The sequence below is a fragment of the Lysinibacillus sp. NPDC093688 genome (genome assembly GCF_050280145.1).
Lineage (GTDB): Bacteria > Bacillota > Bacilli > Bacillales_A > Planococcaceae > Lysinibacillus > Lysinibacillus xylanilyticus_B.
Genome location: NZ_JBNNUX010000005.1, coordinates 112,555 through 131,273, shown reverse-complemented (window position 1 = coordinate 131,273; position 18,719 = coordinate 112,555). Strand labels below are relative to the sequence as shown.

The following is an 18,719-nucleotide window of genomic DNA, read 5'->3' as shown; positions in this document are numbered from 1 at the left end:
CAACATTAGTACCATCTTCTCCGACGTCTAGATGATATCCTTTGTCGAGGTTGAAACTCAGTAGACGAGAAGATTGGCTGAGGAATATTTTCAATATCAGTAACTATATGTTGTTCTGAGAGTTCTACTTTTGAAAGGGGGATATTTTGAGTATTGTTCAAGAGTGGTTTGGATAACTGATTATATTCCACATTATTTTCTAAATAGGCTGTTTCAATAGGGCGAGCAATGTTTTGGGTACTAGTTAAGAGAGGAATAGTTTGCGGATTATATTCTATTTCCTCTTCTACATAAGTTGTTTGCACAGAGGCATGTGAGTTTTCTACTATTTCTTCTGTCGGAGTGATGTATTGAACAGTATTAAGGAGCGGAACAGTGTATTCATTATTGCTTTTTACAATAGTAGAGTCGCCATGATTCTGTTCTGGCGAATGTTCTTTTTCATGGTGCTGTATTTCAGCATGTTGCTCTTGCACAGGGTGAACGTCCTTCATGACGAGTATTGGTCGCATCATGTCATGATCTTCGTGTTCTAGGAAATGGCAATGCCAAATATAATGACCGACATGATCTTTCCAATGCATAATAATTTTCGTAACCTTCCCAGCTTCCGCTCTAACAGTATCCTTCCAACCTTGCTCATAGACATGTGGTTTTTCAGGGGGGCCTGTAAATTCCAGTCTACCTTCGTTTTGATATAGCTCCATATCAAAAGGGCGTCGTTCTAATATTTTAAATTGAATTAAATGAAGATGGATAGGGTGATCAAACGGTGACGCATTAATGAAATTCCATATCTCTATACTATCAAGTGCAGGCTTTTCAGTAGCAGGGTCATGATACATTCGATTATTTAATAATAACATTGGACGACCAAAATCATCTGTCGTAGCAGATAATGATAAGTGTCTCTCGATATGTGCATCGTGGGGATGTAGATCCATTGATACTGCGAGTCTTTCGGGTATTTCACTAGTATCCTCACACTTTAGAGGAAGACACACTTTAAATTGCATGATGATTCTTGTGTGTTCATCGAGGAAATCTTCATCAGAATTGATTAATGTTATATCCTGACCCTCAAATTTTGAAAAATCTACAATGACATCTGCTCGTTCTGCCGGCAATAACTCAACAGATTGAATTTCTTGAGGAGCTGTTAAAAAGCCTCCGTCTGTTCCGATTTGTATCATTGGCTCATCATTTGAAAGGCTAATGATATAGCCTCTTCTATTGGAACCATTGAGAAAACGAAATCTATATTTTCGAGGTTCGACATTTAAATAAGGCCAGACCTTACCGTTTACGACGATTGTATTGCCGACAAAGCCAGGTGTAATAGATGGATGTACGGGAACGGGGAAAGGTGGTTCATCAGGATAGAAAAGAGAGCCGTCTTCATTAAACGATTTATCTTGAATTAAAATGGGGTACTCATAGTCACCACAAGGTAGGTTAGAACGCTCTTCAAGTGTATCCCGAAGTAAATAAAAACCCGCTAATCCCGCATACACATTTAAACGAGTTAGCGCCATTGCATGATCATGATACCACAGTGTTGTACCAGGTTGATGATTGGTATATTCATGTATTTCTTTACTGAATTTTGGACCTGTTTGTGCATAATCTCGTGTATACCATGCCTCGGGATGACCGTCACTCTCCCAATCTACATTTGCGCCATGTAAATGTGTAACAGTTCTTACTTCCGGTGAATCGTTTGCTGTATGAAGTGTAAAATCAATTGGTAAAAAGTGTTCTGAGGGCAATTGGTTTTGATAGCGAACATAAATGCTTTTGTCTTTTTTAGCTTCAATAGTTGGACCGGGATAAAGCCCGTTATAGCCCCATATAATAGATCTTGGGAAATCTTTATGGAAACAATGCTCTGCTTGCATCATTTTAAGCTCATAATAATCTTTTCTCTGTTGCCCCTTATAGTATTTTGGTTTAACGGTAACCGGTTTTGGCAGCTCATCCACAAATTTTGGTATTGTTGCTGGATCTGTAGGATTAACTTCTTTAGTCAAAACATCACGTCCCTTTTTCAATTCTTAAAATTGCTCATTACCTCATCATATGGGTAAAAATCATGGGCAACAAGGACAATAATGGAGATAATTGTGCGAATAATAAAATACGGATATTTAATCCGCTGCAGGAGTTTGATATTCCAAGCAAAGCAAGGGTGTTTGAGCGACAACAATACATCTCAATAAAAAATCCAGTTGAGCAAGTAGGACGGCCGTGCGAACTGTGTTATATGTGAATTAGCGTTGGTTTTTAGCGAAAATTTTACTTTCTATTTGCAATGGTGAATAGGAATTTTTATATTGTAAGGGTTATCATTTTTTAGGGCTGAACGAAAAAGAGAAAAATTACTACCCGAATCATTTGAAAACGTTATATTATCAACGTACAATATATGAAATTAAGAAACACGACAGCACTAAATTGTTGTATAATGTTGTGGTATGAGGAAAGAAAGCAGGTTGACAAAAATGGAAAGCAAAATGAATGTATACGCAGTTATAAACATGCAAAAGCATCAAGCATTCGTGTTTATGAATAAGCTAGATGTGAAACATAAGGTGAATATATGAAAAACTGGTTGATTTTCATTTCTGTCTTTATGGTTTCGTTGTCACTTGTCATTAGTATTTTAGTACTCTGGAAAGCCGAGGCTCCATTCCATTCAATTGAAGAGAAGGCTGAACAGTTGGCACTTGATGCCAAAGCCCTCGCAATTGTCTCGGAGTCCTACACATATAATGGCAAAAATCCGTATGTCACTGTGTTCGGGGTAGATGAATATGGTGATAAAAAAGCTGTCTTTGTTCCGACGAATCTAAAAGCTGATTCAATAAAGGATGTATTTTTAAAAGATGGTATTACGGAAAAGGAAGCATTATCGGTTTTAAAAAAGGAAGGAAATGTACAAAAAGTCCTCAATGTGAAATTAGGCTATGAGGAGCCAGGTGCTGTTTGGGAAATATCATATCTAAACGATCACGATAAGCTCAACTATGTCTATATTATGTTTAAGGACGGCGACTGGTGGAAGCGCATTACGAATTTATAAGAGGAGTAGATCCCGTATGAAAAATTTATTAGCAAACCGTGTAAAAACTTTAACACCATCTTCAACGTTAGCCATTACTGCGAAAGCGAAGGAGTTAAAAGAGCAAGGTATTGATGTTATTGGCCTAGGCGCTGGTGAACCAGACTTCAACACGCCACAAAATATTTTAAATGCTGCCATTGATTCGATGGAAAAAGGCTTAACAAAATATACACCTGCTGGCGGTCTTCCGGTACTTAAGAAAGCTATTATCGATAAACTTCAACGCGACAACAATCTTACATACAAGCCGAATGAAGTAATTGTAGGTGTTGGAGCAAAACATATTCTATACACTTTATTCCAAGTTATTTTAAACGAGGGCGATGAAGTTATTATTCCAATTCCTTATTGGGTATCTTATCCGGAGCAAGTAAAATTAGCGGGAGGTGTACCTGTTTATGTGGAAGGCACACGTGAGCAAGGCTATAAAATTACTGCAGATCAATTAAGAGCTGCTGTGACAGATAAAACAAAAGCAGTTATCATTAACTCTCCTAGCAACCCATCAGGTATGATTTATTCCCGCGAAGAGCTAGCTGAAATTGCTGCTGTTGCAGAAGAAAAAGATATTTTAATCGTGTCAGATGAAATTTATGAGAAGCTTGTATACAATGGTATTGAGCATTTTTCAATTGCACAGCTATCTGATGCAGTGAAAGCACGTACAATCGTTGTCAATGGTGTTGCAAAATCTCACTCTATGACAGGCTGGCGTATCGGGTATGCTGCAGGGGATGCGGACATTATTAGACCTATGACTGACCTTGCATCACACTCTACATCGAACGCAACAACAACTGCACAATATGCAACAGTGGAAGCTTATAATGGACCACAAGACGCGGTAGAAGAAATGCGTCAAGCATTCGAATCTCGTCTTGAAAAAATTTATCCACAGGTAAGTGCAATTCCTGGCTTCAACGTATTAAAACCACAGGGTGCATTCTACTTATTACCAGATGTAGCAGAAGCTATGGCTCATACTGGCTATGATTCTGTAGATGCATTCGCTGCGGATATTTTAACAGAAGCAAACGTAGCAGTGATCCCAGGCTCTGGCTTTGGTGCACCAACTACAATGCGATTATCTTATGCTACATCTTTAGACTTATTAGAAGAGGCAGTCCGTCGAATTGATACATTTGTAAAATCAAAATGGCAAGACTAATCCTTTTAACCAACTTTGGAGGATTTATATGAAAAAAATTATGATTCAAGATATGCCAAAGCATATCGGCGAAACAATCAAGCTAGGTGCTTGGTTATCTAACAAACGTTCAAGTGGTAAAATTGCTTTTTTACAACTACGTGATGGTTCTGGCTTTGTACAGGGCGTTGTAGTAAAAGAAGAAGTAGGCGAAGAAATTTTTGCAATTGCAAAAGGTATGTCCCAAGAAACTTCTATGTATATTACAGGAGAAGTTAAAGCAGATGAGCGTTCAAGCTTTGGTTGTGAGCTTGTTGTAACGGGTATTGAAGTGCTTCATGCTGCAACTGATTTTCCGATTACGCCAAAAGAGCACGGTCCTGAGTTTTTAATGGATAACCGTCACTTATGGCTACGTTCTCGTAAGCAACATGCGATCATGAAAATCCGTAACGAAATTATTCGTGCAACTTATGAGTTCCTTAACAACAATGGCTTTACAAAAATGGATCCACCAATTTTAACTGGTTCAGCTCCTGAAGGTACTTCTGAGCTATTCCATACAAAATATTTTGATGAAGATGCATTCCTTTCTCAATCTGGTCAGCTTTACTTGGAAGCGGCTGCGATGGCTTTAGGTAAAGTATTCTCATTCGGTCCAACATTCCGCGCTGAAAAATCAAAAACACGCCGTCACTTAATCGAGTTTTGGATGATTGAGCTGGAAATGGCATTTGCTGAATTTGAAGAAAACTTAGAAGTACAAGAACAATACGTGGAGCATATCGTGCAATCAGTTCTGGCAAATTGCAAATTAGATTTAGAGCGACTTGGTCGTGATACATCTAAGCTTGAAAATATTAAAGCACCATTCCCTCGTATTTCTTATGACGATGCTATAAAATTATTGCATGAACAAGGATTTGACGATATTAAATGGGGCGATGATTTCGGTGCACCACATGAAACAGCGATTGCTAATTCATTTGATAAACCTGTATTCATCACTTGCTACCCAGTAGGCATTAAACCATTCTACATGCAACCACATCCTGACCGCGATGATGTAGTATTATGTGCAGATTTAATTGCACCAGAAGGTTATGGTGAAATAATTGGTGGTTCTGAGCGTATTCATGACTTTGATTTATTAAAATCTCGTCTTGAAGAACATCATTTATCTTTAGATGCTTATGCATGGTATTTAGAGTTACGTAAACAAGGCTCTGTACCACATTCAGGCTTTGGTCTAGGATTAGAACGTACAGTGGCATGGATTTCTGGCACGGAGCACATTCGTGAAACAATCCCATTCCCACGTTTACTAAACCGCTTATATCCATAAGCTAGTTTGGTTTTGAAAGTGTAAAATTAAAAAAGTCGCGTAGTGATATGTCTACGCGGCTTTTCTACTTACGATGGAAAAGGAGTCAAGTATAATATGAGCGCAAATAATAATCGACTCCGTACATGGACTGAGCAGAGAATGATTCAAATTCCTCAGCTTTTTTTTCAGTTTTATAAGGAGTTAAATATTGAGGATGATGAGGCACTTATTGTTATGCATCTACTTGCATTCAATTTGGAGAATAATGATTTTCCAACGCCTAATGATCTAATGAATCGTCTAACAATGCCTAGCAATGACATTACTTCACATCTACAGCGATTAATGCAAAAAGGTTTCCTTGAAATAACAAGCGACGTCGACGCAAATGGCAAACTATATGAAAAATACTCGGTTTACCCACTTTGGGAGCGTATTATGCAGATTATTGAAATGAAGGAACAGCAAAAATCAGCAGTATCACTCCGACAAGAAGAGGGAGAGATTTTCCGATTATTTGAAGAGGAAATGGGGCGTCTTTTATCTCCTTTAGAGCTAGAAAAAATCGGATTTTGGTTAGATGAGGATAAGCACAGTCCGGCGCTTATTAAGGAGGCGCTGAAGGAGGCTGTGTTTGCTGGTAAGCTAAGTATTCGTTATATTGATCGAATATTACTGGAGTGGAAAAAGAAAAATATTACGACACCACAGGCTGCACAGAAGCAAAGCGAGCAGTTCCGTGAAAAGCAAACATTTAACAGACCGTCAGTTCGTACAATGCAGCAAGAATCGCAGTCAACAAATAAAGTACCATTTTATAATTGGTTAGAAGAAAGAGAATAGGGGGCTTCCGACATGTTAACAAAAAAACAATGGGAGCATTGTCTAGCGGAAATGGATCGTATGTTCCCTGATGCACATTGTGAGCTAGTGCATGACAATCCGTTTGAACTAACTATTGCCACGCTATTATCTGCACAGTGTACGGATGTACTTGTAAACAAAGTAACGAAAACATTGTTTCAAAAATATAAAAAGCCTGAAGATTATTTAGCTGTATCCTTAGAGGAGCTGCAACAGGATATTCGCTCCATCGGCTTGTATCGAAATAAGGCGAAGAACATTCAAGCATTATGTCAACGACTATTAGAGGAATACGGGGGCGAAATACCAGCAAGTCGAGAAGCGCTAGTTACGTTGCCCGGTGTTGGTCGTAAGACGGCTAATGTCGTATTGTCTGTAGCATTTGATATTCCTGCACTTGCAGTGGATACACATGTAGAGCGCGTGTCTAAACGATTAGGGCTTTGTCGCTGGAAGGATTCAGTATTAGAAGTCGAGGAAACAATTATGAAAAAGACACCGATGGACAAGTGGTCGAAAACACATCATCAGCTAATTTTCTTCGGTCGTTATCATTGTAAAGCTCAAAACCCTAACTGTCGCACATGCCCTTTACTTGATGATTGTAGAGAAGGGCAAAAGCGTTTGAAAAAAGGGCTGGTGAAGGAATCGTGAATGTAGAGGCAATCGCAAAGGAAAAAATGGATGCTTGGTTTGCAGAATGGTCGGAACTAGAAGCCAAAATTCATGCAGCTCATGATGCAAGGAACGGTGAAGCAAAAGGATTGATGGAAGAGGCCATTTTATTGTTTGAGCGTTTAGTGCAAGAAGCAGGCGATGAAGTATTGCCCATCAATGGTGTCGAACGACTAATCTTTATAAAAGCAAAGCCTGGCCAATATGCTTGTTATCGTCAGCTTGATGAATTATTTAAGGAAACAAAAAAACGAGCAGCACGACTACGCTTGCAAGCTGCCAAAAGGTAAACAGACGGATAGACTCAGCAAATTGAAAGAGATAAAAAAGCAGAGTAGCGTTATGATCTGACCAAAAAAAGTTAGTCATATTTAGTTAAGCGACTTATAAGACCTGAGTTCGGTATTCCACCGGGCTTAGGTCTTTTAATTTTGCCTTCATTCGTTTGTGATTGTAATAGTGAATATAGTCTTGGAGTTCCTGTTCAAAATGTGTCATGGATTCAAATTCTTGTAGATACAGGAGTTCAGATTTTAATAAGCCAAAGAAATTTTCGATGACTACGTTGTCCAAACAATTGCCCTTAGGAGACATACTTTGCGTAATAGTGCTGCTGTGTCAATCGAAGGTGTACCTGTCTCGTTCATATAATTAAGTACATTCATTTTATAGTCAGCTGAATATATTGTATTGGATTTTAAGAAAGCCTCTACACCACTTTTTGATAACGGCGAACCCAATCACTAACAATCGGATCTGTCACTCCGATGTCTTTCGCGATTTCAATCATAGATTCATTTCCATTTAAGTATCGCAAGACTGCTTGAATTCGTTGTTCAGCATATACTTTTGTCATAAAAAAACCCCCGTAAAAGTTAGATTGATGTCTAACTTTTACGGGGCAGTTCAGTTAAGCTACTCTGCTTTTTTTATTCAGTACTACCGGTACCATCATCCGGTACGGTAGGTTCAGTTGGTGTTGTTGGTGGCTGGCTACCATTATTGTTGCCATTGTTTCCTGGGGGGGTACCGCCATTTCCTGCATTGCCGCTGTTACCATTCCCACTGCCATTCCCATTCCCATTTCCATTTCCATTAGCATTACCGTTGCCATTGTTGCCGGTATTGCCATCGTTATCATTTCCGTTACCATTGTGGTTACCGTTGTCCTCGGTATTGCCATTTTCGTCCGGTTTCGTTGGTTCCTCAACATCAGGTTCCTCAGGAGTATCTGGCTCTTTATCTTCTTCAGCCGTACCTGTTACTTGGAAAGTAGTTGTACCTGGTTTACTGCGTGTACCATCTACAACTGCTACGACAGAAATCGTGTAGTTGCCATCTTCCAATTTGTTGCTAACTGTTAAACCTTTGCTTTCCGTAGTACCAAGAGAAATAGTCTCTCCACCTTCTTTTTTAGCGGATACTTCGAAGGTTGTTGGTAGCGGTTCATTTGAATCCGGATTAAGCATTGCATCATGCTCCCAAGAAATATTGATAGATTGACCTTCTAAATCTAGGCTTGCACTTACATTGTAAGGTGTAGTAAGCTCTGGTGCAGCGTATTCATTTGAAACTTCATTAGGCTCTGAACCACGTACAAAAAGCTCTGTTCGACGTTTCTCATTCGGAGTAAAACTACTTGCTAATTTAAGTGGTTTTGATCCTACTTCAATTGTAGCTTCCACAACTGAGTTTGGCTTTTTGAAACGTGGTGTTTCAACGTTCTGCGAAATATCTTGCATAATTTGTTTAAATAAATGTTGTGGTAAACGACGCTCATCCCAAGTTGTAATTGGATCAAAGTGTTCTTCATAACCACTCCAAATAGCGATTGAATAGTTTGAAGTGTACCCAGCAAACCATGAATCCGGTACACTTGTATCCGGTAAATTATGTTTGTTGAAATCAGCAGCTGCGTAGTTTGTTGTACCTGTTTTACCTGCGATATCTAAGCCAGGTACATTTGCTGCAGTACCTGATGCATCTGGCTTATTGCCGACAACATCACGTAACATATCTGTCACCATATAAGCTGTATAATCGCTCATTGCTACATTAGTCTCTGGTGTGTAGTCTTTTGTTGTTTTACCGTCACGATAAACGATTTTTGTAATTGCATAAGGATCAGTGTAAACACCATTATTCCCAAATGCTGCAAAGGAAGCAGCCATTTGCGTAGGAGACATCGTAATATCCCCACCACCGATCGCATCAGATTCATACACATTTTTAGATTTAATACCTAAACGACCAATAAATTCTTTAGCTTTATCAATACCAACTTCTTGTAATGCTTTAACAGCTGGAACGTTACGTGAAGCATATAAAGCTTTACGTGCTGTTATGGCACCCATATATTTATTATCCCAGTTCGTAATGGTTTGTTTCGAATTAGTGTAGTTCATTGGTTCGTCCACAAGTGTTTGACCTGTTGACCATTTTAAATTTTCGATTGCTGGTCCATAATCTATTAATGGTTTCAATGTTGAACCTGGTTGATGATGTAAGTCATATGCATAGTTCCAACCGCGTTCAGCCCCGTAATTACGTCCGCCGCCGATTGCTTGAATTTGACCAGTTTTCGTATCAATGACAGACACACCCGATTGGATTTTTTCTGTTGGGAAGTTACTGTCATCATTCATAATATTTTCAACAATTTGCTGAGCATTCGGATCAAGTGTTGTGTAAACTTTAATTCCTTCCGCCATTGCACTACCATCACCGTTATCCTCTAGTTCATTAATAACGACATCAAGGAAGGCATCATACTTAGAGCCAGCAAATTTTTGACGTGTCGCATCGTCAGCTAAACCAGCTTGGATGTTTACTTTCTTTGCTTCCTCCATCTCGGCTTTTGTAATTTTTTTATGTTGATACATTAATCCTAGAACGGTATTGCGGCGTTTTTCTGCAAGTTCAGGATTTTTTAATGGATTGTAAGCATTTGGGCGTTGGACTAAACCTGCAAGTAATGCTTCTTCAGCTAAATCTAAATCTTTTAGTTCTTTCCCGTAGAAATATTGGGCTGCTGTTCCGAAGCCATAAACACGACCTGACATCAGCATTTTGTTAAAGTACATTTCAAAAATTTCTTCTTTTGAATATTTACGTTCTAATTGGAAGGCAAGCCAAGCTTCCTGTGCTTTACGTTTTAATTTTTTCTCATTTTGTAAAAATGAGTTTTTAACAACTTGCTGTGTTAATGTAGAGGCCCCTTGTGCCCCAAAGCCATCACGGAAGTTAGCGAGTATTGCCCCACCAAGGCGATAAAAATCCATACCACCGTGCTCGAAAAAGCGTACATCTTCCGTTGCAAGGATTGCGTTAACCATATCCTTAGGTATATCTTCATATTTTACATATTTACGGTTTTCTGCACCAATTGTGGCAAATAATTCACCGTTTTTATCATAGAACTCAGAAGAAACGGGGTCCTTCAGTAAGCTTTCATCTAATTCAGGTGCGGTACTTGCGTAATAGGCGAATAACCCAGCACCACCAATAAAACATGCAGCCATAATTGCTACTAGTGTTAGCGTAATGCGCTTAAACCATTTTTTCTTCGATGGTTCCGGAGCGCCTTTTTTATTTTTTTGAGCGAGAGCTTTTTGATGCTCACCGCGTGTTGGACGACGTTCAGTCATTCTACTATCTCCTCACTTTCAGAACCATGACTTTGTGCTTCAATGAGCTGTTGGATAATCGGTAAATAATCGATACGTGGATAATAGCTTATAGGAATTTCTAAAGCTTCCTTTTCTATAGTTGAAAAGGGGATCGATTTACGTTCACCGTTGTCCATCGCTAGCCAGGCCTTTTGTAAAACATCGTATGGCACGATAAAATATCGTTCAAAAGCCGAGAAACGAACGATAATAAAAGCCACACCATTTTGTTCCGTCACTTGCTGCATATGTGTCATTTGATGTAAGTGAATATTCTTTAAGGGAAAACTAGTCTTTGAAGCTGTTTCCTTTGCATCAAAATCAATATAACGCCCGTTCCAAACACCGTTGTAATCTGTTGTTGATGGCGTTCGAAAATAAGCCTCACGAATAACTGCAGCACTTCGTGAGGGGTACTCTACTTTGACGATTTGCACGGGAACAGGTTTCTTATGAATGATAGCAAGTCGTCTTTTTACATAATAATCGTTTGCTTCATCAATTTCATCTTCTAGTGTTTTCCCTCGATTACTAAAAGAAAAATCTTTTTCATTCCCCTTTTTCACCGTTTTTTGAACAGCAGGATTAGGGGAATACAATTTCCCATTCGGATAACGAATTGTCATTTAGTTCACCCTCTATAATACTGCTATTATACAATAGTTTACCATGATTAAGTAGCAGTTCTCTACTTCCATTAATAGTATGATTGACGCTAGATTTTTTATAGTTAAATTTACCCGCGGATGACCGATCTTTGGGCAACTTTCGCCTCTTAAAGTCGAAAAATAGCATGTAATATAGCTAGCTCTTTCACGCGAATCGTCAAAATAACTGATGAAATTTTCAAGTGGTTTTTTTAAAAAACGGTACTCCACGTTAACTTCTCTACATGATTCCGCGTTTCAAGAAGAAAATTTAATAGACTAGTTCGATTTGATTTTATCGAAATACTTCTTCTTTCAGCTAACTTACGCTTATTTTGTCACGCATGAAGGTAATTTTATACATGCGAGGAATACATAAATTAAAGCAAAGGAGGCGTTTTTATGAACAAGTTAAAACAATTAGTTGCGCAGTTGGATCTGGTTAATCAATTACTGTTAACAAGAGTGTCTTTGGAAAACAATGCACAGAGTATGCATTTTTTTGAGCAGCTCAAATCTGTTAGCCAGAAAGTAAGCTTAGCAGAAAAGAACTGGCAAGTAAAGAATGCTTGTTCGCCTATTAGTAGTGAAAAATGATAGACTTTGGTACACTTATCTCATATGCAAGTTAAATAACTCAATATGAGCATTTTTCATACATTATTTGCCACCATGATTGATGTACTTTAAGCATTAGCACTAAAAGTTAGAGATATTATTACATTGAAGGATATGTCATTTACAGAAATAGGGACTCTTTGGTCAAAGATGCGAGCTAGTAGTGGGACGAAGGCTAAAGCATCACGTTTTGTGATAAAGACTTTGGATCTAGCATTACGTATTCGCACTGTCGGAACGAAGTGATGAGCCATAGATAAGGGCTCCTATCCATCATTGGGGAGAAATTACCCATATAGCATAAATAATTTTGTAGACGAATTTTTAAATAGCAGGTTCGGAACTAGCTTATAATGAGATTATGCGTTTACATTAATGTAGATCAATCTGTATTTTATGTAGTACCAACCTAATTATAAGAATATTTTAACGCTCATCACCAAAGGTTTAGGGGAGACATTTTTTAAAACGTATGCCGTGTTATAGGGATTGGAGCGCCGATAGAGGAACAAAGTGTGATTAATACCTAAACGGCTTATCAGATGTCCTAGGAAAGTGCCAATCGGAACGGAAATCAACCGATTCTGGTGATGAGCCTTAATTAATAAGAAGAGGTGCGAAATTTGTTATTACTACAGCAAACTTCCAAATTAATAGATGAATGTGAAAAATGTGTTTCACGCTTCTGGCAAATGCGTGAGGAGAATCGTACGCCCGACTTTTTTGAGGAGGTTAAGCCACACGCAGATATCATTCACCAACTTTTAAAGGAATGGCAACAAGAGGCGAATATGTGGATTCAAAAAAACCGACCAAAATATATGCATACACAACAAATTGCTTCAGCGGCAGAATCGATGGAGCAATTTGTTGTGCAATCCTTTTATAAAGAAACAAGTAAAAAGCGTTTTTTAGATGCGACTCATTCAACCTCTTATACGTTGGAAATTTTAGAACGGGTAGTGAAGGAGACACAAACAGATGTTATCGAAAAAAAGGACCATTAGTGAACTGTTAAACGAGTGGAGATATGATGAAGAACTGAAGGAACGCATTTTACACTGGCAAACGCTTGAAGGGCGTGAGGCTAAGTATGCACCTTTCCCTGCAAACTTACATCCTTCACTTGTAAAGGCACTTCGAACAAGAGGGATAGAACAACTGTATACTCATCAACGTCAGGCATTTGATTACGCAATGGAGGGTGTTTCATTTACTGCCGTTACACCAACAGCGTCTGGAAAATCATATTGCTACCATTTACCGGTACTTCAAAAAATATTAGAAGATAAAAATTCACGCGCTATTTATTTATTTCCAACGAAAGCTTTAGCGCAGGATCAAAAAAATGATTTAAATGAATTAATCGAGCAAAGCGGTGAAGAAATTTTAAGCTATACGTACGATGGGGATACTGCGCCTGGCATTCGCCAAAAGGTACGTAAGGCAGGGCATATTGTGATGACAAATCCGGATATGCTTCATTCGGGAATTTTGCCACACCATACGAAATGGGTTTCACTATTTGAAAATTTGCAGTATATCGTCATTGATGAGTTACATACATATAAAGGTGTGTTTGGCTCACATGTTGCGCATGTTATTCGAAGGTTGAAGCGAATTTGTGAGTTTTATGGTAGTAAGCCGATTTTCATTTGTACATCAGCAACCATTAAAAATCCAAAAGAGCTAGCGGAAGCTTTAACGAATGAAAGTCATGCCTTAATTAGTGATTCTGGAGCGCCTGTTGGGAAAAAGACATTTCTTTTTTATAACCCACCTATCGTCCATAAAACATTTGGAGTACGTCGCAGCGCTGTTTTAGAGGTGAGTGACCTCGCGAAAAGATTATATACAGCAGGTATTCAAACCATTATTTTTGCCAAAAGTCGTGTGCGAGTAGAAATGATTGTGACGTATTTAAAAGAGCTAACACGCAATAAGCTTTTAGATGAATCGGTGCGAGGTTATCGTGGCGGTTATTTACCCTCTGAGCGACGTGTTATTGAACGAGGGCTTCGTGACGGTACTATTCAAACAGTAGTGAGTACAAATGCGTTAGAATTAGGCGTCGATATTGGCCAATTACAAGCATGTATCATGACAGGGTATCCGGGAAATATCGCAAGTGCTTGGCAGCAAGCAGGTCGTGCTGGCCGTCGTCAGGACGAGGCGCTAATCATTTATGTAGCACAATCAGCAGCACTTGACCAATATGTAGTAAACCATCCACTCTTTTTACTAGGTAGTGCACCTGAGGAAGCGCGTATTTATCCTGAAAACATGTTGATTTTAATGGATCATTTGAAATGTGCGGCGTTTGAGCTACCATTTACCAAGCATGATACGTATGGTGAATATGAGATTCAGGAGTTACTGGAATATTTAGCGGAGGAAGGCGTTGTTTTTAAAACGAGTGATAAGTGGCATTGGATGAGTGACCGTTTTCCAGCACACGATATTAGTCTTCGTTCTGCTTCGCAAGAAAATGTTGTGATCATTGATATGACTGTCCCTGCACAAACAAAGGTTATTGGTGAAATGGATCGTCATAGTGCGATGACGTTGCTACATGAAGAGGCTATTTATTTGCATCAGGGCATTCAATTTCAAGTAGAAAAGCTTGATTGGGAAGAGAAGAAAGCTTATGTACGAGAAGTAGATGTCGATTACTATACTGACGCTAATCTAGCGGTCGAGATGAAGGTACTAGAGGAAGATCGGAGCCGAGATTATAAAGGTGGTATTATTGGCTTCGGTGATGTTGGATTAGTCGCACAGGCAACGATATTTAAAAAAATAAAGTTCAATGGAAATCATGATAATATAGGTTCGGGTCCAATTCATTTACCACCGGATGAAATGCATACAAGTTCTTCATGGCTATCGTTTAGTAGAGTAGCTCAGTGGTCCGAAGCTGAATTAACAGATGCCATGACTGGAGCAGCTTATGCTATGAACGCCTTTATCCCGATATTCATTCAATGTGATAGCAGCGATGTCACAGTTGTCCCTCAAGTAAAGGCGGCACATAATGAATTGCCAACATTCTTTGTCTATGATAAGTATCCTGGTGGTATTGGTTTAAGTGAAAAAGTATATGATTTATGGGAAGATTTATTGACTAAGACATTGGAGCATGTTTCAAATTGTCCGTGTGAGTCTGGATGTCCATCATGTATAGGAGCTCAGGACAGCTTACAACAAGCAAAGAAAAGAGTAGTAGAGTTACTTCGAATTTTAAATTAGAGAAAAAAGAGGGCATGAGAGGAAAAAGTCTAGCACTATTCCATCAAGCCCTCTTCTTTGATTAGTTTATAAATCATTTTACGGTTAATCCCTGTTAGATCTTCTAGCTGACGCCCAGAAGCGGTAGGGTGCTTTTTTAACGTCGAACGTAGTAACTTAAGTCTTTCTGTTCTAAGTGCGTTACTGCCTTTTGCTAGAGCTACATTTTTAAATTTACCGAAACGTTTTTGATCCGATTCAAGTGTTGAAACATTTGAATGCATAATTTCGGAAAGTCGGTACAGTGTAGTTGCAGGATGTTCATTCAGATATTCTTGGCATGAGTCATAACGTACTTTAGATTTTTCTAATAGTCTTTCTTCTACCATCTCTTCGGTAGATTGGATAGGGATGTTTATTGGTAACATAACACCTTGAGGTAATAAGCTATTAAGGATCAATACGTCATTCTCAACATCAAGAGTTGCAGTAGGGAACATCATCCCGATTGATTGCTGCTGTCTTTCTAGTGAAAGCCAAGTATCGAAATTGGCTACCGCGCTTAAAAAGCTAACAACAGTCTCATAGTTTAGTTTATTTGCTTTGAGTAGTGATATTTTATTTTTGTCACGCTCAAGGCTCTTTTCAATTGCTTCAAGTTCCTTGTCTAATTTTGCTCCTTCTTCATCTAACTTTTCTATAGACCAACGACCACTAAGATATACTTCTAACAGCCTGTCCTTTTTTAGGTGAATATCAGCTGCTTGTTTTTTGTGTTGTTTTATCGAAAGCTCAAGTTCACTTATTTGACTATTATCGTAGTTTGAAGGATCAATATATTGTTTAGCAATATCTTCACTCTTTAAAATATCCTTTACAGCCTTTATAAACGATTTCTCTATCTTTCTGGTATTCACATAAGGTTTAACCTCACAAAGTTCTCTAGTCAGCTCGTAAGTGTGCTTTAGGGTGTAGTTATCTTCGTCGTTAGACTGACTGATTTTGTGAACAGAGATAACATTTCCGCACGAAGCACATCTTATATCGACACTACGCAAAATATGAGGATCAGCGTTTTTTCTATTTCGTTTACCTGCTATGATGTCTTGTATAACTTCAAATTCTTCCAAGGAACGTAGTTTTGGATAAGTATCAGGAACAGTGATAGTTTCACCAGTACTGAAAGTCTTTTTCAGTATTCCGTGGTAACAAGGGTTTTTTAATTTCTTAAGCACTTGATTTTCTGTCCACTTTTTACCTCGGGCAGTTGATGTTCGTAAATTTAAACGGCGAGCAATCTCTTTTGTACTAGCACCTTCAGTAATATACAAATGATCAATAAAAGGGATAATCCAAGCGCGGTCCTCATTGATTGACAAAATCTTAGTAGTCTTATCGTATGTATATTCTTCTGGTTGAACACCCCACACGTTTCCTTCACGGGTGAACTGACGTTTTCCACGCATCATTTTACGAACGATAGCTCTTTTTTCACGTTTAGCTATTAGGTTTTTTATGTCACTAATAAATTCATCATCTTCATTGGCTAAATCCGTAATCATACCAGGTTCAGCAATTTTCACTTTGTTTTCTCTTAAAATCCCTTTTAGGTACTCCCAGCTCATTGTATCAAGACGAGAGAGGCGGTCTTGATCTATAACTAATACGACATCAGCTTTACCTTCTTCTACACAATCGAGTAGGGCGTTTAGTCCAGCTTTATCAAGTTTGCCACCGGAATCAGTATCTTGAAATGTAGCTACTATTTCCCATTCTTGTTGATTAGCATAACGGGTTAACTCTGTTTCTTGTGCGGCCAAACTAAATTTCTTTTCCTGTAACTTAGTTGAAACCCTGTAGTATAGAATGGCACGAATATTAGTACTCATAACCAACTTTCCTTTCAAGTAATAATTTTGAAATTTAAGGTCGAAATTATCTTTACAAATATTTCATTTATATGGTAACATAAAAACAAGAACAGGTGTTCTGATTTTAATCAACTTCTCTTAATTTACGCATTATGCGAATTGACCTAATGTAGTCTTGGGCGTCTTTTAATTCTTCGTCACTGAGAGGAGTACCATCGACTACCCATTGGTGTGAGTCAGAATCGTCTAAATTATATTCGTTATTCCCTTGTTGATCACTGGCAGATGTATCTCGAGCGTGCATAATCATGTTTCTCTCATTTTTCATACTAGGAGGTGCTTCATCACCTAGTAATCTGACAGTATCCACGACAGTTAATTCGCGTATTTGAATTAGCTCTTTATCTTCAATCTCGTAGACTCTTGCGAGCTTTGAAAGGGCTTCTACTGATGGAATTCGAAGTGCTCGTTCATACAAACTGATTACTTGAGGTGTTAAACCAGCACGATTAGACACCTCTGCTAATTTTAAATCTTTAGAGGACCTTAACTGTTTTAAGCGTGTCCCAAGTATAGTACTCATAGTTTTACGTTTTTCCATATTTGACATGAAAATTACTCCTTTGCAAAAAATTATTAAAAAAATTAATAGATTATACTTGATTTTTAATCCGTCGGTTGATAACATAGGATTTACATTAAATAGCATCCAACTATATTTTGGTTTCCAGCCTATTGGATGCGATTAATCCATAACTAGATGTACTTTTTATTTTTAACCACTTTTTAAACCATCGGTTAAAAATATTTTACAATCACAATTGAAACCGTCGGTTTACAATCCTTGTAAAATAAAAGGAGGCGAATGCCACCATGCTACCAATCGATATGGAAGTTGTAACTATCATCTCTAATTTACCTAAAAAAATTAGTCAGCTATCAAAACTAAATCCGTCCGCAGCAATTGAAATAATTCAATCGTGGGGTGATGGTAAAAAAGATGTTGAGAGACTTTGGAAAGAAACAAATGATTTACTCGATGCGCCAACATCAAGTGAATCGGCATAAGATATAGTCGACAAAAGTAAGAATTTGTTGACTAAAAACAATAAACTAATTGTTTACATTCTAACAGATTTTAGGATTTAATTTCAAGGTTTTTATGTATTTTTTTAAATAACATACTTTAATATACCTAAAACACAAAGAAAGTAAGGTGCTGTCATGGCCAAATATGCACTATTCATGTCCAAAATTCTTAAAACAAGAGAGGTAAATCGAGTTACAACAGTAGTTCAATCATTGAGAGATGAAGGACGAGAAAATGAAGCTGTGGCATTGATACTTAGGCAAACAAAACCTAAATTCCGTGCATTTATCGAGATCGCTGCTAATGTTAAAAAGGTCAATTAAATAGATTGCGAGAAACTATTCTCGCTTTGGTAACTTTAAGAGCGATTATCAGTTGCTAGAAATAAAACAGCTTTATGTATCTTTTTATTTTAGAGTTCCCAGAGCGGTAATAGATCCGCTAGGCTATCAATAGCTCG

The 18,719-nt window shown here is 38.2% G+C and carries 17 protein-coding genes and 1 pseudogene; 11 read left to right on the top strand and 7 right to left on the bottom strand.

All coding sequences use genetic code 11. The annotated features are described in order from the left end of the window. Positions 1-5: 5 nt before the first annotated feature. Positions 6-2,030 carry a multicopper oxidase family protein gene (locus ACQKN2_RS06660; protein ID WP_427414277.1) on the bottom strand — a complete coding sequence of 675 codons (2,025 nt, stop codon included), beginning with the start codon at positions 2,028-2,030 and terminating at the stop codon, positions 6-8. Positions 2,031-2,599: 569 nt separating this feature from the next. On the opposite strand from ACQKN2_RS06660, the gene ACQKN2_RS06655 reads away from it, so the two are divergent. From ACQKN2_RS06655 to ACQKN2_RS06630, 6 genes are all read left to right on the top strand, one after another. Further along, positions 2,600-3,082 carry a DUF5590 domain-containing protein gene (locus ACQKN2_RS06655; RefSeq protein WP_427414276.1) on the top strand — a complete coding sequence of 161 codons (483 nt, stop codon included), beginning with the start codon at positions 2,600-2,602 and terminating at the stop codon, positions 3,080-3,082. Between the two features lie 16 nt (positions 3,083-3,098). Then, positions 3,099-4,292 carry a pyridoxal phosphate-dependent aminotransferase gene (locus ACQKN2_RS06650; protein WP_427414275.1) on the top strand — a complete coding sequence of 398 codons (1,194 nt, stop codon included), beginning with the start codon at positions 3,099-3,101 and terminating at the stop codon, positions 4,290-4,292. Between the two features lie 28 nt (positions 4,293-4,320). Then, positions 4,321-5,616 carry an asparagine--tRNA ligase gene (gene asnS / locus ACQKN2_RS06645; protein ID WP_323646607.1) on the top strand — a complete coding sequence of 432 codons (1,296 nt, stop codon included), beginning with the start codon at positions 4,321-4,323 and terminating at the stop codon, positions 5,614-5,616. Positions 5,617-5,712: 96 nt separating this feature from the next. Beyond that, positions 5,713-6,441, top strand: a complete 729-nt coding sequence (locus tag ACQKN2_RS06640; protein ID WP_427414274.1) for a DnaD domain-containing protein — start codon at positions 5,713-5,715, stop codon at positions 6,439-6,441. A 12-nt stretch (positions 6,442-6,453) separates the two neighbouring features. Next, positions 6,454-7,116, top strand: a complete 663-nt coding sequence (gene nth / locus ACQKN2_RS06635; protein ID WP_427414273.1) for an endonuclease III — start codon at positions 6,454-6,456, stop codon at positions 7,114-7,116. Continuing rightward, on the top strand, positions 7,113-7,427 hold the full coding sequence (locus ACQKN2_RS06630; RefSeq protein WP_427414272.1) for a YpoC family protein: 315 nt from the start codon (positions 7,113-7,115) through the stop codon (positions 7,425-7,427). Before nth ends, ACQKN2_RS06630 begins: the two co-directional genes overlap by 4 nt. Positions 7,428-7,521: 94 nt before the next feature. On the opposite strand, the pseudogene ACQKN2_RS06625 reads toward ACQKN2_RS06630, so the two are convergent. From ACQKN2_RS06625 to recU, 4 genes and pseudogenes are all read right to left on the bottom strand, one after another. Then, a pseudogene (locus ACQKN2_RS06625) lies at positions 7,522-7,743 on the bottom strand (transposase); the annotation flags it as partial. 103 nt (positions 7,744-7,846) lie between these two features. Continuing rightward, a complete protein-coding gene (locus ACQKN2_RS06620) occupies positions 7,847-7,993 on the bottom strand; it encodes a helix-turn-helix domain-containing protein (RefSeq protein ID WP_427414271.1) in 147 nt (48 codons plus the stop codon). A gap of 73 nt (positions 7,994-8,066) precedes the next feature. Continuing rightward, positions 8,067-10,784 carry a PBP1A family penicillin-binding protein gene (locus tag ACQKN2_RS06615; protein WP_427414270.1) on the bottom strand — a complete coding sequence of 906 codons (2,718 nt, stop codon included), beginning with the start codon at positions 10,782-10,784 and terminating at the stop codon, positions 8,067-8,069. Continuing rightward, positions 10,781-11,431, bottom strand: coding sequence for a Holliday junction resolvase RecU (recU, locus tag ACQKN2_RS06610; protein WP_427414269.1), 651 nt, complete (start codon positions 11,429-11,431; stop codon positions 10,781-10,783). The genes ACQKN2_RS06615 and recU overlap by 4 nt, the downstream gene beginning before the upstream one ends. 423 nt (positions 11,432-11,854) lie before the next feature. Here recU and ACQKN2_RS06605 point away from each other — a divergent pair, with 423 nt between their 5' ends. The 3 genes from ACQKN2_RS06605 (at position 11,855) to ACQKN2_RS06595 (ending at position 15,319) form a co-directional block, all read left to right on the top strand. After that, a complete protein-coding gene (locus ACQKN2_RS06605; RefSeq protein ID WP_079560000.1) occupies positions 11,855-12,049 on the top strand; it encodes an endonuclease in 195 nt (64 codons plus the stop codon). Between the two features lie 644 nt (positions 12,050-12,693). Continuing rightward, the gene (locus tag ACQKN2_RS06600) at positions 12,694-13,077 is read left to right on the top strand and encodes a YppE family protein (protein WP_427414268.1); all 384 of its coding nucleotides are present in this window, start codon (positions 12,694-12,696) and stop codon (positions 13,075-13,077) included. After that, entirely contained in the window at positions 13,052-15,319 is a 2,268-nt protein-coding gene (locus ACQKN2_RS06595; protein ID WP_427414267.1) for a DEAD/DEAH box helicase, read from the top strand. Before ACQKN2_RS06600 ends, ACQKN2_RS06595 begins: the two co-directional genes overlap by 26 nt. 35 nt (positions 15,320-15,354) lie before the next feature. Here ACQKN2_RS06595 and ACQKN2_RS06590 read toward each other — a convergent pair whose 3' ends face one another. Next, positions 15,355-17,187 carry a recombinase family protein gene (locus ACQKN2_RS06590; protein ID WP_427414266.1) on the bottom strand — a complete coding sequence of 611 codons (1,833 nt, stop codon included), beginning with the start codon at positions 17,185-17,187 and terminating at the stop codon, positions 15,355-15,357. 106 nt (positions 17,188-17,293) lie between these two features. Then, the gene (locus ACQKN2_RS06585) at positions 17,294-17,779 is read right to left on the bottom strand and encodes a helix-turn-helix domain-containing protein (protein WP_427414265.1); all 486 of its coding nucleotides are present in this window, start codon (positions 17,777-17,779) and stop codon (positions 17,294-17,296) included. Between the two features lie 263 nt (positions 17,780-18,042). On the opposite strand from ACQKN2_RS06585, the gene ACQKN2_RS06580 reads away from it, so the two are divergent. Further along, positions 18,043-18,237 carry a hypothetical protein gene (locus tag ACQKN2_RS06580; protein WP_427414264.1) on the top strand — a complete coding sequence of 65 codons (195 nt, stop codon included), beginning with the start codon at positions 18,043-18,045 and terminating at the stop codon, positions 18,235-18,237. 156 nt (positions 18,238-18,393) lie between these two features. Then, a complete protein-coding gene (locus ACQKN2_RS06575; protein ID WP_427414263.1) occupies positions 18,394-18,582 on the top strand; it encodes a hypothetical protein in 189 nt (62 codons plus the stop codon). Positions 18,583-18,719: the final 137 nt, after the last annotated feature.

What these genes read in the sequence shown, in the direction of transcription:
- ACQKN2_RS06655 (WP_427414276.1), top strand. Translation starts at nt 2,600, where the DNA reads ATGAAAAACTGGTTGATTTTCATTTCTGTCTTTATGGTTTCGTTGTCA.
- ACQKN2_RS06585 (WP_427414265.1), bottom strand. Translation starts at nt 17,779, where the DNA reads ATGTCAAATATGGAAAAACGTAAAACTATGAGTACTATACTTGGGACA.
- ACQKN2_RS06590 (WP_427414266.1), bottom strand. Translation starts at nt 17,187, where the DNA reads ATGAGTACTAATATTCGTGCCATTCTATACTACAGGGTTTCAACTAAG.
- ACQKN2_RS06595 (WP_427414267.1), top strand. Translation starts at nt 13,052, where the DNA reads ATGTTATCGAAAAAAAGGACCATTAGTGAACTGTTAAACGAGTGGAGA.
- ACQKN2_RS06615 (WP_427414270.1), bottom strand. Translation starts at nt 10,784, where the DNA reads ATGACTGAACGTCGTCCAACACGCGGTGAGCATCAAAAAGCTCTCGCT.
- ACQKN2_RS06575 (WP_427414263.1), top strand. Translation starts at nt 18,394, where the DNA reads ATGGCCAAATATGCACTATTCATGTCCAAAATTCTTAAAACAAGAGAG.
- nth (WP_427414273.1), top strand. Translation starts at nt 6,454, where the DNA reads ATGTTAACAAAAAAACAATGGGAGCATTGTCTAGCGGAAATGGATCGT.
- ACQKN2_RS06640 (WP_427414274.1), top strand. Translation starts at nt 5,713, where the DNA reads ATGAGCGCAAATAATAATCGACTCCGTACATGGACTGAGCAGAGAATG.
- ACQKN2_RS06605 (WP_079560000.1), top strand. Translation starts at nt 11,855, where the DNA reads ATGAACAAGTTAAAACAATTAGTTGCGCAGTTGGATCTGGTTAATCAA.
- recU (WP_427414269.1), bottom strand. Translation starts at nt 11,431, where the DNA reads ATGACAATTCGTTATCCGAATGGGAAATTGTATTCCCCTAATCCTGCT.
- ACQKN2_RS06580 (WP_427414264.1), top strand. Translation starts at nt 18,043, where the DNA reads ATGCTACCAATCGATATGGAAGTTGTAACTATCATCTCTAATTTACCT.
- ACQKN2_RS06650 (WP_427414275.1), top strand. Translation starts at nt 3,099, where the DNA reads ATGAAAAATTTATTAGCAAACCGTGTAAAAACTTTAACACCATCTTCA.
- ACQKN2_RS06620 (WP_427414271.1), bottom strand. Translation starts at nt 7,993, where the DNA reads ATGACAAAAGTATATGCTGAACAACGAATTCAAGCAGTCTTGCGATAC.
- asnS (WP_323646607.1), top strand. Translation starts at nt 4,321, where the DNA reads ATGAAAAAAATTATGATTCAAGATATGCCAAAGCATATCGGCGAAACA.